The sequence below is a fragment of the Streptomyces sp. NPDC005866 genome (assembly GCF_040629895.1).
Classification (GTDB): domain Bacteria; phylum Actinomycetota; class Actinomycetes; order Streptomycetales; family Streptomycetaceae; genus Streptomyces.
On record NZ_JBEXWP010000005.1, the window covers coordinates 1 to 13,954 of the forward strand.

At 71.1% G+C, this 13,954-nt stretch carries 15 protein-coding genes and 1 riboswitch; of the genes, 7 read left to right on the top strand and 8 right to left on the bottom strand.

Going from position 1 to position 13,954, the window contains the following annotated elements; all coding sequences use genetic code 11:
- Positions 1–138 precede the first annotated feature (138 nt).
- A complete protein-coding gene (locus tag ABZ396_RS08970; RefSeq protein WP_358921151.1) occupies positions 139–1,137 on the top strand; it encodes a 2-hydroxyacid dehydrogenase in 999 nt (332 codons plus the stop codon).
- Here the strand turns inward: ABZ396_RS08970 and ABZ396_RS08975 are convergent.
- Positions 1,089–3,011: an anthranilate synthase family protein gene (locus ABZ396_RS08975; RefSeq protein ID WP_358921153.1), complete on the bottom strand. Its 1,923-nt coding sequence runs from the start codon at positions 3,009–3,011 to the stop codon at positions 1,089–1,091. The genes ABZ396_RS08970 and ABZ396_RS08975 overlap by 49 nt on opposite strands.
- A gap of 89 nt (positions 3,012–3,100) precedes the next feature.
- Entirely contained in the window at positions 3,101–3,157 is a 57-nt protein-coding gene (locus ABZ396_RS08980) for a trp operon leader peptide (RefSeq protein WP_111582571.1), read from the bottom strand.
- Between the two features lie 105 nt (positions 3,158–3,262).
- Between ABZ396_RS08980 and ABZ396_RS08985 the strand changes: the two genes are divergently transcribed.
- Together ABZ396_RS08985 and ABZ396_RS08990 are read left to right on the top strand one after the other, a co-directional pair.
- Complete coding sequence (locus ABZ396_RS08985; RefSeq protein WP_358921155.1) at positions 3,263–4,615, top strand: class II 3-deoxy-7-phosphoheptulonate synthase; 1,353 nt, start codon at positions 3,263–3,265, stop codon at positions 4,613–4,615.
- 159 nt (positions 4,616–4,774) lie between these two features.
- On the top strand, positions 4,775–5,017 hold the full coding sequence (locus ABZ396_RS08990) for a (2Fe-2S)-binding protein (protein ID WP_358921157.1): 243 nt from the start codon (positions 4,775–4,777) through the stop codon (positions 5,015–5,017).
- A 2-nt stretch (positions 5,018–5,019) separates the two neighbouring features.
- On the opposite strand, the gene bfr is transcribed toward ABZ396_RS08990, so the two are convergent.
- Entirely contained in the window at positions 5,020–5,502 is a 483-nt protein-coding gene (bfr, locus tag ABZ396_RS08995; RefSeq protein ID WP_358921159.1) for a bacterioferritin, read from the bottom strand.
- A 206-nt stretch (positions 5,503–5,708) separates the two neighbouring features.
- Here bfr and ABZ396_RS09000 point away from each other — a divergent pair, with 206 nt between their 5' ends.
- Positions 5,709–6,341: a sulfite oxidase-like oxidoreductase gene (locus tag ABZ396_RS09000; RefSeq protein WP_358921161.1), complete on the top strand. Its 633-nt coding sequence runs from the start codon at positions 5,709–5,711 to the stop codon at positions 6,339–6,341.
- A gap of 108 nt (positions 6,342–6,449) precedes the next feature.
- Here the strand turns inward: ABZ396_RS09000 and ABZ396_RS09005 are convergent, their stop codons facing one another.
- The 5 genes from ABZ396_RS09005 to thiO all read right to left on the bottom strand — a co-directional run bounded on the left by ABZ396_RS09005 (position 6,450) and on the right by thiO (position 11,645).
- Positions 6,450–7,292, bottom strand: coding sequence for a deoxyribonuclease IV (locus ABZ396_RS09005; protein ID WP_358921203.1), 843 nt, complete (start codon positions 7,290–7,292; stop codon positions 6,450–6,452).
- Positions 7,293–7,414: 122 nt separating this feature from the next.
- Positions 7,415–9,340: a Stk1 family PASTA domain-containing Ser/Thr kinase gene (pknB, locus tag ABZ396_RS09010; RefSeq protein WP_358921162.1), complete on the bottom strand. Its 1,926-nt coding sequence runs from the start codon at positions 9,338–9,340 to the stop codon at positions 7,415–7,417.
- 140 nt (positions 9,341–9,480) lie between these two features.
- A complete protein-coding gene (locus ABZ396_RS09015) occupies positions 9,481–10,275 on the bottom strand; it encodes a thiazole synthase (protein ID WP_358921164.1) in 795 nt (264 codons plus the stop codon).
- A gap of 3 nt (positions 10,276–10,278) precedes the next feature.
- Positions 10,279–10,479 carry a sulfur carrier protein ThiS gene (gene thiS, locus ABZ396_RS09020; RefSeq protein WP_358921166.1) on the bottom strand — a complete coding sequence of 67 codons (201 nt, stop codon included), beginning with the start codon at positions 10,477–10,479 and terminating at the stop codon, positions 10,279–10,281.
- Positions 10,476–11,645 (bottom strand): glycine oxidase ThiO, encoded by a 1,170-nt coding sequence (gene thiO / locus ABZ396_RS09025; RefSeq protein WP_358921168.1) that lies wholly within the window; start codon positions 11,643–11,645, stop codon positions 10,476–10,478. Before thiO ends, thiS begins: the two co-directional genes overlap by 4 nt.
- A riboswitch (TPP riboswitch) is annotated at positions 11,643–11,754 on the bottom strand. It overlaps the preceding gene by 3 nt.
- A 52-nt stretch (positions 11,755–11,806) precedes the next feature.
- On the opposite strand from thiO, the gene ABZ396_RS09030 reads away from it, so the two are divergent.
- The 3 genes from ABZ396_RS09030 to ABZ396_RS09040 all read left to right on the top strand — a co-directional run bounded on the left by ABZ396_RS09030 (position 11,807) and on the right by ABZ396_RS09040 (position 13,937).
- Positions 11,807–12,157 (top strand): hypothetical protein, encoded by a 351-nt coding sequence (locus ABZ396_RS09030; RefSeq protein ID WP_358921170.1) that lies wholly within the window; start codon positions 11,807–11,809, stop codon positions 12,155–12,157.
- A 45-nt stretch (positions 12,158–12,202) separates the two neighbouring features.
- Positions 12,203–13,441, top strand: a complete 1,239-nt coding sequence (locus ABZ396_RS09035) for an FAD-dependent oxidoreductase (RefSeq protein WP_358921172.1) — start codon at positions 12,203–12,205, stop codon at positions 13,439–13,441.
- A gap of 130 nt (positions 13,442–13,571) precedes the next feature.
- Positions 13,572–13,937, top strand: a complete 366-nt coding sequence (locus tag ABZ396_RS09040; protein WP_358921173.1) for an Rv2175c family DNA-binding protein — start codon at positions 13,572–13,574, stop codon at positions 13,935–13,937.
- Positions 13,938–13,954: the final 17 nt, after the last annotated feature.

A 13,954-nucleotide genomic window follows, 5' to 3' on the forward strand; every position in this document is an offset into this window, starting at 1 on the left:
TTGTTGTTGGGGTGTGTTTTCTCCCGCTCACCCCCGCTCCCCTCCCCCCCCCCCCGTGTGTGCCGCCCGCCGGCGCCCCGTCACGGTCACCGTGACGGCGCGCGGCCTCGGCGGGCAGTCCGACCCTATAGTCCCCATATGGGCCTTCTGGCATTCGGCGTCCAGTCCGACGAGAAGCCCCTCCTCGAACGCGCCTTCCGCTCCACCCCACACGACATCCGCTGCCTCGACGTCTTCCTGAACCAGGACACCGCCCCCATCGCCACCGGCTACGAGGCCGTCTCCACCAGCGTCAACGCCGGCCTCGCCGCCCCCGTCCTGGAGGTCCTCGCGGCCGGCGGCACGCGGATGATCGCCCAGCGCAGCACCGGCTACAACAACATCGACCTCACGGCGGCCGAACGCCTCGGCCTCACCGTCGCCCGCGTCTCGTCCTACTCCCCGTACTCCGTCGCCGAGTTCGCCTGGACCCTGGCCATGGCGGTGAACCGGCGTGTCGTGCGCGCGGCGACCCGCACCCGTGACTTCGACTTCCGCCTGGACGGCCTGATGGGCCGGGACATGCACGGCCGTACCGTCGGCGTCCTGGGCACCGGCAGGATCGGCGAGGCCTTCACCCGGATCGCCCACGGCTTCGGTATGAGGCTGCTCGGCTGGGACGCCGCCGAGAACCCGGCCTGCGTCGAGCTCGGCATGGAGTACGTCTCCGGGGAGCAGCTGCTCGCCGAGTCCGACCTGGTCAGCCTGCACGTCCCGCTCATGCCCGAGACAGAGCGGCTGATCGACGCCACCGCGCTGAAGGAGATGAAGGACGACGCGATCCTGGTCAACTCCAGCCGCGGCGGCCTGATCGACACCGCGGCCCTCTTCGACGAACTCCGTGCCGGCCGGTTCACCGGTGTCGGCCTGGACGTGTACGAGTCCGAGGCGGGCCTGTTCTTCCTCGACAAGTCGCTGGAGGCCATCGAGGACGACATCCTGGCCCGCCTGGTCACCTTCCCGAACGTCCTGGTCAGCTCCCACCAGGCGTACTACACCGAGGACGCCGTCGGCCAGATCATCGACGCCACGGTGCGCAACGTCCTTGACTACAGCGCCGGCCGCCGCTCGGAGAACGTGCTGGTGCCGCGCAGCTGACCGATCAGCTCGCGCACCACGGCCGCGCCGTTCAGCGAGAGGATCGACTCGGGGTGGAACTGCACCCCGGCGAATGCGTTTCTCGGCGCGCCTCCGGCACGACGCGGACCCCGCAGAGCGTGCACCTCGCCCGAAGCGCTGCGGCTCACCTCAACGCCGTCCGCCGCCAACTGCCGTGCCGCGTCCTCGTCGCAGCGGGCCACGAAGCTGTTGTAGAAGCCGACGGTCTCCGGACGCCCGAACAGGTCCACGGTCGTCTGCGCCCCCTGGTACGGCACCTCCTTCCGCACGATGTCCACGCCCAGCTCGGCCGCGATCAGCTCGTGCCCCAGGCAGACGCCCAGCACCCCGTGCCGGTGCTCCCGGAGCACGGCCGCCGTCAGCCGCCGCAGGAACCGCATCTTCGGATCGGCCGGGTCGGACGGGTCACCGGGCCCCGGGCCCAGCACGACAGGGCCCTCGTGGGCGAGCACCGCCGCCCGCAGCCCCGGCTCGTCGTAGCGCCGGACGGTCACGTCGAGCCCGGCCGCCCCCAGCACATGCGCGAGCATCGCCGTGAAGGTGTCCTCGCCGTCCACGACCAGCGCCTGCCCGGACAACTCCCCGGTCCGCTCCTGCATCCGCAGCCAGAACGGCGCCAGCGCGGCCCGGCGCCCGTCCAGCGCGGCACGCACCCGGGGGTCGTCGGCCAGCCGGGGGCGCGTCCCCTCCGCACGCGGCCGTGACGGTCGTACCCCGAGGGCCGCGAGGACCCCCGCCGCCTTCGCATGGGTCTCCGCGACCTCGCTCGCCGGGTCCGAGCCGCGCACCAGCGTGGCGCCGACGGGCACCCGCAATCGTCCGTCCGCATCGATGTCGGCTGTGCGGATCAGGATGGGGGAGTCCAGGGTCTGGGCGCCGCCGGAGTCCCGGCCGAGCAGGGCCAGCGCACCGGCGTAGTAGCCGCGCGCCACCCCGTCCCGCCCGAGGGGCTCGTACCGCTCGATCACCCGGCAGGCGTTCTGCACCGGCGAGCCCGTGACGGTCGCCGCGAACATGGTCTCCTTCAGGACCTCCCGCACGTCCAGCGAGGACCTGCCGCGCAGCTCGTACTCGGTGTGCGCGAGGTGCGCCATCTCCTTGAGCCGCGGGCCGACCACCACACCCCCCATGTCGCCGACCGTGCACATCATCTTGAGCTCCTCGTCGACGACCATCGACAGCTCCTCGATCTCCTTGCCGTCGGCGAGGAAGCCGAGCAGGTGCTCGGGGGCGGGCCCCTCGGCCGGATAGCGGTAGGTCCCGCTGATCGGGTTCATGACCACCGTGCCGCCGGACATCCGGACATGCACCTCCGGACTGGCGCCGACCAGGGTCCGGTCCCCGGTGTGCACCACGAACGTCCAGTACGCGCCCCGCTCGCCCTCCAGGAGCCGCCGGAACAGCGCGAGCGCGTCCACCCGGCCGAAGCCCGGGATCCGGCCCTCGTAGGTCCGTCGGATCACGAAGTTCGCGCCCTCGCCCCGGCCGATCTCCTCGCGCAGCACCCGGCCGACGATCTCCGCGTACTCCTCGTCGCCGACGTCGAAACCACCGCCCTCGACCCGCACCGGGTGCGCGGGCAGCTGGGCCAGGGCGTCCGCCAGGGGCAGGGTGTGGGTCTCCTCGGGGGTGAGGACCAGCAGGGGCGTGCCGTCGTCGCGGACGTCGAAGCCGCGCTCGCGGATCTGGCGGAACGGGACCAGGGCGAGCCCCTCCTCGGGCAGGTCGGCGAGCCGGTCCCGGGCGGCGACCGGGCCGAGCAGCACCTCCACCGTGTTCTCGTCATGGCCGGGGGTACGGCGCCGGAGCACGGCGAAGGGGCGTTCGTCGTGGAGCAGCTGGGTCAGGTCCATGGTTCCTCTGCCTGGTGAAGGAGGAACGACCCCGGAAACGCCGAAGGCCGCCCCTCGGGCGGCCTTCGCGAAGTGTTGCGTACGCGCAGTCAGTGGGCCGCCGGAGAAGCGGTCCACCACCAGTTCTGGTTCGAAAGCGCGAACATGCGGAAACCCTACCGCACCCCACCCTCTGTCCACAGGACAAGCACTCCGTCTCACCAGTCGAGCCAGGGAAAAAACAGGCGACACGACCCCGTAATGTTTGGGGGGTGACCGTGAACGCTAAGACCAGCCCGAGCGCTGGCAACACCTGGCGAGACCTGCCCGCGGCGCAGCAGCCCGAGTACCCCGACCCCGAGGCTCTGCGCGCAGCGATCGCGGACCTCGAGTCGTATCCGCCGCTCGTCTTCGCGGGCGAGTGCGACCAGCTGCGCGTCCGGATGGCGGCCGTCGCCAAGGGAGAGGCGTTCCTTCTCCAGGGCGGTGACTGCGCCGAGGCCTTCGACGCGGTGTCGGCCGACCACATCCGCAACAAGCTCAAGACCCTCCTCCAGATGGGCGCCGTGCTGACGTACGCGGCGTCGGTGCCCGTGGTGAAGGTGGGCCGGATCGCCGGCCAGTACAGCAAGCCGCGTTCCAAGCCGACCGAGACCCGTGACGGGGTGACGCTGCCGACCTACCGGGGCGACTCCGTCAACGGCTTCGCGTTCGACGAGGCCTCCCGTGTCCCGGACCCCGAGCGGCTGAAGCGGATGTACAACGCGTCCGCTTCCACGCTGAACCTGGTGCGTGCCTTCACCACCGGCGGTTACGCGGACCTGCGCCAGGTGCACGCCTGGAACCAGGACTTCGTGAAGTCCTCCCCGTCGGGCCAGCGCTACGAGCAGCTCGCCCGCGAGATCGACAACGCGCTGAACTTCATGCGGGCCTGCGGCGCGGAGCCCGAGGAGTTCAAGACGGTCGAGTTCTTCTCCTCGCACGAGGCGCTGCTGCTGGACTACGAGTCCGCCCTGACCCGGGTCGACTCGCGCACCGGCAAGCTGTACGACGTCTCGGCGCACATGGTTTGGATCGGTGAGCGCACCCGGCAGCTGGACGGGGCGCACATCGAGTTCGCCTCGAAGATCCGCAACCCGATCGGCCTCAAGCTCGGCCCGACGACCACGGCCGAGGACGCGCTCAGGTACATCGACCGCCTCGACCCGGACCGCGAGCCGGGCCGGCTGACCTTCGTCGTCCGGATGGGCGCGGACAAGGTCCGCGACAAGCTTCCCGAGCTGGTCGAGAAGGTCACCGCCTCGGGTGCCACCGTGGCCTGGGTGACCGACCCGATGCACGGCAACACCTTCGAGGCTGCCTCGGGTCACAAGACCCGCCGCTTCGACGACGTGCTCGACGAGGTCAAGGGCTTCTTCGAGGTCCACAAGACGCTCGGCACCCACCCGGGCGGCATCCATGTCGAGCTCACCGGTGACGATGTCACCGAGTGCGTGGGCGGCGGCGACGAGATCTTCGTCGACGACCTGCACCAGCGCTACGAGACGGCCTGCGACCCGCGCCTGAACCGCAGCCAGTCCCTCGACCTGGCGTTCCTGGTCGCGGAGATGTACAGGGACCAGTGACGGGTTCGGCTGTTACAGCGACGTGAAGTGGGGCGTGGATCACATACGATCCACGCCCCCTCCACTTTTGTTGCCTGCGAGGCGTGGGTAAGGTTAGGTAAGCCTCACCGATTATTCGGGACGGCGCCACTGGTCGATCCCGGCGGGAGGTGAATCCGCGTGTACGTCTGCAGCTGTTTCGGGGTGACCGAAGCGCAGGTCAAGCAACACGCGGAGGACGGGGCGTGCACCCCTCGCCAGGTAGCGTCCGCCTGCAAGGCGGGGACGGACTGTGGTTCGTGCGTCCGCCGGATCCAGGCGATCCTCGGCCGGGGCGCCTGCCCCCGCCGTGAGCCGGCCGACCAGGGCCGCCCGGTGCTCTCCGAGATCGACGGGCTCGGCGGGCTCGACGAGGCGGCCTAGTCTCAGCTGCTCTCGGGCTGCTCGATGATCTGCGAGATGTAGAGCGCCTCACCGAGCTTCTCCACCAGATCCAGCTGGGTGTCGAGGTAGTCGATGTGGTGCTCCTCGTCCTCGAGGATCTCCTCGAAGATGTTCGCGGACGTGATGTCGCCCTTCTCGCGCATCACCTTGATCCCGCGCCTGAGGCGGTCGATCGCCTCCACCTCGATCTGCCTGTCCGCCTCGAACATCTCCTTGACGGTCTGCCCCACCCGCACATGGAACAGCCGCTGGTAGTTGGGCAGCCCCTCCAGGAACAGGATCCGGTCGGTGAGCACCTCGGCGTGCTTCATCTCGTCGAACGACTCGTGCCGGGTGTACTTCGCGAGCTTGTACCAGCCGAGGTTCTCCTGCATCTTCGCGTGCAGGAAGTACTGGTTGATCGCGGTGAGCTCACCGGTGAGCTGCTCGTTGAGGAATTCGATGACCTCGGGGTCGCCCTGCATCGCAGAGGCTCCTTCCGCATGCGTTCCGTCGGGTTCCGTACGGGACTGGGATGTTTGCGGCGCATGATTGCACCGGCATAGAAGATCGTCCAGTAAGTGCGTACTTAGTAGGTAAGGGCATGCTTGGCGTCAGTTACCCGGTTTGTTGACCCTTGAGAAGTCTGCCTGGTCAGATGCACCGCTTGCGGTCTGTCAGGATGGAAGGCATGGGTCATCCGGTGGAGCGCGCGTCTCGAGAAGCGGCAGGGGCCGAGCTTCCGCCGGGACAGCGACTGCAGCGCGGCTGGCCGGTCACCCACTATGGCCCGGTGCCCAGGTTCCGGCCGGAACGCTGGGAGTTCAGGGTCTTCGGCGCCACCGCCGACGCGGGCGCGCACACCTGGAACCACGAGCAGTTCACGGCCCTGCCGTACACCACCGTCGTCGCCGATCTGCACTGCGTGACGAAGTTCAGCATGCTGGGCGCCGAGTGGGGCGGGATCCCGGCGTGGACCGTACTGGAACTCGCTCCGCCCGCCCCCGACGTCACCCATGTGATGGTCTGGGCGGAGTACGGCTTCAGCTCCAACCTGCGCCTCACGGACTTCGCCGCCGAGCGCACGATCTTCGCCACCCACAAGGACGGCGAACTCCTCACCGCCGAGCACGGTTTCCCCGTCCGTCTGGTCGTCCCGCATCTGTACGCCTGGAAGGGCCCCAAGTGGGTCCGCGGCATCGAGTACATGACCGCCGACCGCCGGGGCTTCTGGGAGGAACGCGGCTACCACAACCTCGGCGACCCCTGGAAGGAACAGCGCTACTCCTACCAGGAGGGGCCGGGGGACGGTCCGGAACTCTGAGCCTCCAGCCGGCTAGTGGTGGTACCTGCTGCGCCGCTCGATGGCGCTGCTCGGGGCGGGCCTGCTGCTGGCGGCGGTGCCGCTGGCGGTCGGCTGACCCGGGTGCCGTCAGCCGTCGCGGAGCCGCTTGAGGCGCTCGACGTCCGCCGCGTGCCCCTCCTTGCCGCCGGGCGTCTCGATGATCAGCGGTACGCCCGCGGTCGCCGGGTGGGTCATCAGCGCACGGAACGGATCCTCGCCGATGTGCCCGGCGCCGATGTTCTCGTGCCGGTCCTTGTGCGCGCCGACGACGTCCTTGGAGTCGTTGGCGTGGATGAGCTTCAGCCGCCCCGCGCCGACGGTCTCCACCAGCAGGTCCAGCGTCCGGTGCATCCCGCTCGGCCCGGTCAGGTCGTGCCCGGCGGCGAAGACATGGCAGGTGTCCAGGCACACGCCCAGCTTCGGATGCGCGTCCAGCGCCTCGAAGTACGGCCCGAAGTCCCAGGTCCGCGAGCAGAGCGAGGCGCCCTGCCCGGCGGTGGACTCCAGGAGCAGGAACGGGTCGTCGTCCTGGGTCAGCTCGTCCAGCAGCGGCAGCAGATGCTGCCGTACCTGCTTCAGGGCCACGTCCCTGGCCCGCCCGCCGGTGGCGCTCCCGGTGTGCACCACCACCCCGAGCGCCCCGATGTCCCGGCCGCGCCGCAGCGAGTGCCGCAGCGACTCCACCGACCTCTCCACGGTCGCCTCGGTGTCCGAACCGAAGTTGATCAGGTAGGGGGCGTGCACATACGCCGGGATCGACCCCTCCGTGCAGGCCGCGCGGAACGCCTCGTCCTGCTTCGGGCTGCCGGCCGGGGTGGCCCAGCCGCGCGGGTTGGCGACGAAGACCTGCACGGTCTCGGCCTTCAGCGCACGGGCGTACGACAGCCCCACGGAGTGCAGGCCGCCGGCCACGGGGACATGACCGCCGATGGGATTGCGGGAGGAACCGGACCACGGGGGGCCGGAGGGACGGGACGACTGCGGGGTGCAGGAGGGACGGGACGGGTGACTCTTCACCCGTCAAGGGTGTCACGCCGCGGACCGACCCCCGGTCACCGGACGGTGATCGTGATCGTCGACCCCTTCGGCGCCTGCTCTCCGGCGTCCACCGACTGTTTCTTCACGGTGTCGCCGAACAGCCCGATCAGCCCGCGGTCCTCCTTGACCTGGAAGCCGGACTGCTCAAGCAGTTTGGTCGCGTCGTCGACCGTGGCCCCGACCACGCTCGGCACCTCGACCATCTCCGGGCCCTTCGACAGGGTCAGCGTGACCATGTCGCCCTCGGCGGCCTGTGCGTCGCCCACCGGGGTCTGCCGGGCGACCTGCCCCTGGTCGTACTCGGAGTTGACCTCGCTGGCCGACACGGTCACCTTCAGCCCGGCTTCCAGAAGCTGCTGCCGGGCGTTGTCCAGGTCGTCGCCGGTGACGTCCGGGACGTCGATGGGGGATCCCCTGCTGACGACGAGCGCGATCGCCGACCCCGCGTGCCGCCTGGTCCCGGCCCCGGGATCAGTGGAGATGACCGACCCCTTGGGCACGCTGTCGCTGAACTCCCGAGTCACCATGCCCGGTTCCAGCCCGTCGGCCCTCAGCTGCGCCTTGGCCTGCGCCTGGGTCCGCCCCTGCACATCCGGCACGTTCACCGTCTCGGGACCGTCCGAGATGGTGAGCGTCACCGAGTCGTTGCTGCGGATGCGCTTGCCGGCCGCCGGGTCGGTGCTGATCACCGTGCCCCGCTTCACCGTGTCGCTGTAGGCGTGCTCGACCCTCTTGATGTCCAGCCCGGCCTCCTTCAGCCGCGCGGTGGCCTGCGCTTCGGTCTTCGACAGCAGCGGCGGGACCTTGGTGAACTGCCCGGAGTTGATGTACCAGATCCCGGCCCCGGCGCCGAAGAGGACCAGGACGCCCACGACGAGCGTCACCAGCCCGCGCCGGGACCGGCGGCGGCCCCCATGCCGCCGGTCCGGCACCGGCGGCGCCTCGAACCGGCTGGTGTGCAGGACCCGGTCGTCCGCCTCGTTGACGGGCAGCGGCCGGGGCACGGTCAGCGACCGCGCAATGACACTCGTCCGGTCCTCGGCTATGTCATGCGCCTCCGAGAGCGCCTGCGGCGGTACGGCGTCCAGCTGCTCGTCACCGAGCGCCTCCCGCGTCTCCCGCACCCGGGCCAGCAGCGCGACGGCGTCGTGCGGCCGGACCTCGGGATCACGGGCGGTGCCGAGGGCGACCAGCTCGTCCAGCTCGCAGGCCAGGCCGGGCACGGTGGCGGACGGGGGCGGCACGTCCTCGTGGAGATGCTTGTAGAGAATCACCGCGGGCGAATCCCCGCTGTGCGGCTTCTCCCCGGTCAGCATCTCGTACAGCACGACACCGCACGCGTACACGTCGACGCGCGGATCGGCGGCCCCGCTCTCGACCTGCTCGGGCGCGAGGTACGACACGGTTCCGAGCACGGCGCCCGTGGTGTCGGTGACGCTGTCCACGGACCGCACGAGCCCGAAGTCGGCGACCTTGACCCGCCCGTCGTCCCCTATCAACACGTTCTCGGGCTTCATGTCCCGGTGCACGAACCCGGCGCGGTGCGCGGCGCCCAGCGCGGCCAGGACGGGCTCCAGGATGTCCAGCGCGGCCCGCGGCTGCAGCGCGCCGCGCTCGCGCAGCACGTCACGGAGGGTGCACCCGGCGACGTACTCCATCGCGAGATACACATACGACCTGTCGGCCCCCTGATCGAAGACCTGGACGACGTTCGGGTGGGCCAGCCGGGCGACCGACTTGGCCTCCCGGATGAACCTGTCGACGAACGCCCCGTCGGCTGCGAGTGCCGGATGCATCACTTTCAGGGCGAGCACCCGGTCCAGCCGGACGTCCACGGCCCGGTAGACCGTGGCCATCCCGCCGACGGCGATCCGCGCGTCGACGCGATATCGGCCGTCGAGCACCTGCCCGACGAGAGGGTCCTGAAGGGTCGTGTCCACCCAGCGAGTGTACGAGCCCGACTGCAGCCCCACAGGTGAGACGGCTTTCCCCGCCCGACTGCAGCGCACCTGTGACGCACCGCTCACCCCCGCACACCCCCACACCTGGGGTGGGAGAGTGGGCGGGAATGGGCCGGCGTTCAGAACGCTGGGCGCTCGGGGTCCAGGGCGGCCAGGCCCTCCGTGGGGGACGACGCCTCCGCGAAGTGCCGGAACGGGATCCGCCCCGCCAGCCGGGCCAGCCTCCCCGCCTCCACCCCGGCCCGCATGGCGAACGCCATCCGCTCAGGATCCTGCGCCCGGGTGACCGCCGACGCCAGCATCACCCCCGCACACCCCAGCTCCATCGCCAGCGCCACATCCGACGCCGTACCGGCCCCCGCGTCCAGGATCACCGGCACACGCGCGTGCTCGACGATCAGCCGGAAGTTGTGCGGGTTGCGGATCCCGAGCCCCGACCCGATCGGCGACCCCAGCGGCATCACCGCGGCGCACCCGACGTCCTCCAGCTTCCGGGCCAGTACAGGATCGTCGTTTGTGTACGGCAGCACCGTGAACCCGTCGTCTACCAGCGTCTCCGCCGCGTCCAGCAGCTCGATCGGATCCGGCAGCAGCGTCCGCTCGTCGGCGATGACCTCCAGCTTGATCAGTGAGGTTCCCAGCGCCTCCCGGGCCAGCCGGGCCGTCAGCACGGCCTCGCCGGCGGTGAAGCACCCCGCCGTGTTCGGCAGCACCCGGATCCCCAGCCGCTCCAGGACCGACAGCACGGAGCCCCGTACCCCCGGATCCACCCGCCGCATCGCGACGGTCGTCAGCTCGGTCCCGGACGCGACGAGCGCCCGCTCCAGCACCTCCAGGCTGGGCGCACCCCCCGTCCCCATGATCAGCCGGGACGAGAACGTCGTACCCCCGAGGACAAACGGATCGTCGGCCATGGCTCAGCCTCCCTGCACGGCGGTCAGGACTTCCACGCGGTCACCCTCGGCGAGCCCGGTCGTCGGCCACTCCGTACGCGGTACGACGGTCTCGTTGACCGCCGCGGCCACCCCGGACGGCGCGGCCGTGAGGGACTTCACGAGCGTGTCGAGAGCGATGCCCGGCTCGATCTCCCGGCGCTCCCCGTTGACGGAGATGTTCATGCGGTCTGCTCCACGAGTACGCCAGGGACGGGGCCGAAACGCTTCGGCGAGAACGGACGGGCCTCCTCCGGCAGCTCACCGCCGACCAGCAGCTCCGCCATCACGTCTCCCGTGACCGGCGTGAGCAGCACCCCGTTGCGGTGGTGCCCGGTGGCCAGCAGCAGCCCGTCGAGGCGGGTCGGCCCGAGCAGCGGCGCGTTGTCGGGGGATCCGGGGCGCAGCCCGGCCCGGGTCTCGGTCAGCGGCAGCTCGGTGATGCCGGGCACCAACTCGTGCGCGTCGCGCAGCAGCTCGTAGACACCCCCCGCCGTGACCGTCGTGTCCCAGCCCAGCTCCTCGCTCGTCGCCCCGACGACCAGCTCGCCGTTCTCCCGGGGCACCAGGTAGAGATGGCCGCCGCGCACGACGGCCCTTACGGTCCGGCTGAGGAACGGCGCGTACCGCGCGGGCACGGTCAGCCGGAGCACCTGCCCCTTCACGGGCCGCACCGGTGGCAGCACGTCCTCGGGCACGCCCGCCAGCCGCCCGCTCAGACTGCCGGCGGCGAGCACGACCCGGTCCGCGCCCAGCAGGTCTCCCGCGCGCGTGACGGCACCGGCCGCCCCCTCCCGTACCACCTCCAGGCGCTCGGCCCAGTCGCGGTGGAAGACCACCCCGGCCCGCTCGCACGCCGCCACCAGCGCGGCCGCCAGCCGGCGCGGGTCGATCTGGTGGTCGCCGTCGACCCGCAGCCCGCCGCGCACGCCCGGCGCGAGCATCGGCTCCAGGCGCCGGCACTCCCGCCCGGACAGCCACTCGGAGTCCAGCCCCGACTGCTGCTGGAGGGCGTGCAGCTCACGCAGGTTTGCGCGGTCGTCGGCGTCCAGCGCGACCGCGAGCGTGCCGCAGCGCCGGTAGCCGAGGTCATGGCCGGTCAGCTCGGTGAGCTCGGCGGCGAAGTCGGGATAGCGGCGGGCGGAGGCCAGATTGAGCCCCAGCAGGGTCTGCTCGCCGTAGTGCAGTTCGGTGACCGCGGCCAGCATCCCCGCCGCGACCTGCGCGGCCCCGCCGCCGGGCTCGGGGTCCACCACGGCGGTGGCGAGCCCGCGCTGCGCGGACCGCCAGGCCGTGACCAGGCCGATGATTCCGCCCCCGATGACGAGGACGTCGGACATACGTGTGGACATGGGCGTCCAGCCCCTCCCTTCGCCGGCATGACCCGGATCAGGTTCGTACGGTCGGAGGCCGCCAGCCTCCCTCTCAGCCCGGTGCGTCCGGACTCCCGCGAGTGCTTGTACGTTGGCCACCCTAGTCCGTGCCGCTTTCCGCAGTAAGGGAGCCTCCTTCCGTGGCCAGTTCGCTCGACGGTCTGACACTCGCCCCCGTCGCGGACCAGGCCCCAGGTCAGGTGGGTATCGGCACCCGGTTCGCCTACCACGAGCAGGACGGCGAGATCTGGGCCGACTACGCGGGCGGCGACGTCGTGCGCGGACATCTGGTCGGCACCCGGACGGGGGACCGGCTCGACTTCCGCTACGTCCAGCTGAGGCGGGACGGGACCACCTCGTCCGGACACTGTGTGTCGACGGTGGTCGAGTTGCCGGACGGACGGGTACGGCTGGAGGAGACCTGGGAGTGGGAGTCGCAGCCCGGCGCCGGGACGAGCGTTGTGGAACAGGTCACTCAGCACGCCCCCTGACTGACTCCTTGTCAGTTGTCTATCGTTCCTGACTATGGTGATCAGGTGAGCGAGCAGACGCAGCGACGGGGCACGTCACAGGCGCGACGCGTGGTCGTCGTGGGCGCGGGCATGGCCGGGGTGCAGACCGCCGTGGCCCTGCGCGAGCAGGGGTTCGCCGGCACCGTCACACTGATCGGCGCCGAGCCGCATCAGCCGTACGACCGGCCGCCGCTGTCCAAGGCGGTGCTGCTCGGCAAGGCTGAGGGCTCCGCCTTCGAGGTCGACTTCGAGGCGCTCGGTATCGAACTGACGCTCGGCCGTGAGGCCCTCGGCGTGCGCCCCGCCGACCGTGAGCTGGACACCGAGGCCGGACCGGTGCCGTACGACGTCCTGGTGCTCGCCACCGGTGCCGAGCCGATCACGCTGCCCGGCACCGAGGGCGTGCCCGGCGTCCATCTGCTGCGCACCCTGGACGACGCCGAGCGACTGCGGCCCGTGCTCGCGCGGCAGCACGACGTCGTGGTGGTCGGCGCGGGCTGGATCGGCGCCGAGTTCGCCACCGCGGCCCGGGAGGCCGGCTGCGCGGTGACCGTCGTGGAGGCCGCCGACCGTCCGCTCGCGGGAGCGCTCCCCGCCGAGGTGGCCGCGCCGATGACCGCCTGGTACGCCGACAGCGGCGCCGAACTGCGCACGCACGCGCGCGTGGCGCATGTCGAACCCGGCGCGGTGGTGCTCGACGACGGCTCGCGGGTGCCCGCGGGCGCCGTCGTGGTCGGGATCGGCGCCCGCCCCGCCACCGCCTGGCTGGCCGGCTCCGGCATCGAACTGGGCGCGCACCGGGAAGTGGTCGCCGACGACCGGCTGTGTACCGGCGTCCCGGACGTCTACGCGGTCGGCGACTGCGCCTCCTTCCCGTCCGGCCGCTACGGCGAGCGCCTCCTGGTCCACCACTGGGACAACGCCCTGCAGGGCCCGCGTACGGTGGCCGCCAACATCCTCGGCGAGTCCGGCGCGGTCTACGACCCGGTGCCGTATTTCTGGTCGGAGCAGTTCGGCCGTTTCGTGCAGTACGCCGGCCACCATCCCGTGGCCGACCGCCTGGTCTGGCGCGGTGACCCGTCCGGCCCCGCGTGGACGGTGTGCTGGCTCCGCGAGGACCGCCTGGTAGCTCTCCTGGCCGTGGGCCGCCCGCGTGATCTGGCCCAGGGCCGCCGCCTGATCGAGGCGAACACCCGAATGGACGCCGAGGCCCTGTCCGATCCCGCCCGCCCCTTGAAGAACGCCACTGCAGCGCCCCTCTAGGGGCGCGGGGCCATGACATGTGCGGCTCCGCCAGGTGGGCGCGATCAGCCCCCACAGGGCCGCACCCGAACGACGCCCGTCCCGGCACTACCATCGCGGCCCCCCTGGCGGAACGCCTACCCTGGATCCCGTGACCGAGATTGACGCAAAGATCGATGCTCTCGTCCCCGCCTGGCTCACCCTCCCCGACATCGCAGAGATGCTGGACGTCGAGGTGACGCGCGTGCGGCAGCTGGTCAAGGAGGGCCAGCTCATCGCCGTTCGCCGTGGTGAGAACCGCGCGCTACAGGTCCCCGCCGCCTTCATCGACGGGGACAAGGTCGTCAAGGGCCTGTCCGGAACCTTGACGCTCCTGCGGGACGACGGCTTCACGGACGAAGAAATGCTGGAGTGGCTCTTCACACCTGACGCGAGCCTGCCCGGCACCCCCGCGCAGGCCCTGAGCGAGAATCGCGGCACGGAGGTGAAGCGCCGCGCCCAGGCGCTCGCCGTCTGAGTCAACCAGGACCGACA